Raw genomic sequence first — 1868 nt, forward strand, 5'->3', positions numbered from 1 at the left:
TTTATGAAGACGTTTAGCCACTTCCTATCGAATCCAGTGGATTTATTTTCAAAATCCTCTAGCAATATTTTTTGAAAATGTCCCCTTGACTTTTCATAGTTGGTCTTTCAAAGTAATAAAAAAACACACTCTTCCCTAGGAAAGGGACGAATGTGTTTTCGTGGTTCCACCCTTGTTCCAATCTAGACGTACCTCCTCCTAGATTGCTCAAGTTCAGATAACGGCTGATACCGTCAATAATTACTAGATTACTCGTTCACTATTGAAGTTCAAAGGTGGTAAAATCATTTCTCGTGTTAGGAAGCTCACACCCTTGGCTTCCCTCTCTGTAAACCGTAAAAATGATTTCGTGTCCTTATCGTTACTTTTTTCGTTCATGTTTATTTGTTAACTCATTATACTCGCATAAAAAACAAAATCAATAATATTTTTAATTATTTTAAATTTTCAATCTATAATTCTATAAAAAAACACATTCTTCCCTAGGAAAGGGACGAATGTGTTTTCGTGGTTCCACCCTTGTTCCAATCTAGACGTACCTCCTCCTAGATTGCTCAAGTTCAGATAACGGCTGATACCGCCAATAATTACTAGATTACTCGTTCACTATTGAAGTTCAAAGGTGGTAAAACCATTTCTCGTGTTAGGAAGCTCACACCCTTGACTTCCCTCTCTGTAAACCGTAAAAATGATTTCGTGTCCTTATCATTACTTTTTCGTTCATGTCTATTTGTTAACTTATTATAGTTATCAACTTTTTAAAAAGCAAGCCTATTTTTACTAACTATTTTCAAAATAATTTTTTATTATATTTCACAATAACATTATGCAACTGCCACTCAATTTACCTATTTTGTCATTTCTCCAGTTTATAAATCAACGGTTCATATATAAAGTGAAACTTTAATCAGTGGGGATTTTGTTTATCCCCACCTAACTTCTTTGTTTTCGCTGAATTTTGAGGTAGGAATCTTACTGCCCGTTAATGCGGGATAAATTCCCCATTCTAAAACCCGTACATACCCACCTTACAAAACTATATCAATAAAATTTTCAATACAATCTTTTTGTATAACTTTCTTCTAAAGAACGTGCAACATCTTCTTCTGAAGTATTCACTTTCGCATGCTCCAGCAACATTTTTGCTGCTGAAGGTAACTCTTTTTTATTTAACCAAGATTCTGATTCCCACATCTTAGAACGAATAAACGCTTTTGCACAATGAATGTAACACTCTTCTATTTCAACAACAATTCCAAGTAACGGATTGCGTCCATTCGCCTGCATTTCTTTCAAAATTTCTTCGTCGTTTGTAATATATGCTCGGCCATTTATTCTGAGTGTCTCCCCAAGACCTGGAATAAAAAAGATTAGTCCTACACGTGGATTTGAAATAATATTCAAAATGGAGTCTATACGACGATTTCCTAGTCTTTCTGGAATGATAATTTTATTATTATTGAGTACGTATACAAATCCAGGTGCGTCTCCTCTCGGCGAGGCGTCACACTCCCCCAACTTATTTGCAGTAGATAATACTAGAAAAGGAGATTTAGAAAGGAAATCTACACAATGGTGGTCTAATGATGAAATAACTTTTTTCAATGCTCGCTCACTTGGTTGCCCCAATATTTTTCGTAACTCTTCCTCTGTTGAAATAATTGATTTTATTTCCATACGCTCTATCTCCACTTATAATCGCCCCTTTTTCTTTATTTTCCCAAAATTCAATACGAATATTGTATAATAAAATTTGCAGAAAGACCTGCGGTAGTATGTCAACTGAAAAATAATATCTTTTGAAGTTATCAAAGGACAAATTGCTTAAAAAAGACATCACGAAACTAGACCAGTATTTTATGTAAAAT

2 protein-coding genes and 2 other annotated features are annotated in these 1868 nt (G+C 34.3%); both genes read right to left on the bottom strand.

Annotated elements, in window-relative coordinates; translation table 11 throughout:
- Positions 1-139 precede the first annotated feature (139 nt).
- Positions 140-371 (bottom strand) — a binding site (T-box leader).
- Positions 372-486: 115 nt separating this feature from the next.
- Positions 487-718: a binding site (T-box leader), on the bottom strand.
- Positions 719-1053: 335 nt separating this feature from the next.
- Positions 1054-1692: a pyridoxamine 5'-phosphate oxidase family protein gene (locus tag MR168_RS32690; protein WP_086412487.1), complete on the bottom strand. Its 639-nt coding sequence runs from the start codon at positions 1690-1692 to the stop codon at positions 1054-1056.
- A partial coding sequence (locus MR168_RS32695) for a hypothetical protein (RefSeq protein WP_242291757.1) occupies positions 1613-1868 on the bottom strand: 256 nt, incomplete at its 5' end. The genes MR168_RS32690 and MR168_RS32695, both read right to left, overlap by 80 nt.

This window comes from Bacillus cereus group sp. BfR-BA-01356 (assembly GCF_022663635.1).
Taxonomy (GTDB): domain Bacteria; phylum Bacillota; class Bacilli; order Bacillales; family Bacillaceae_G; genus Bacillus_A; species Bacillus_A cereus.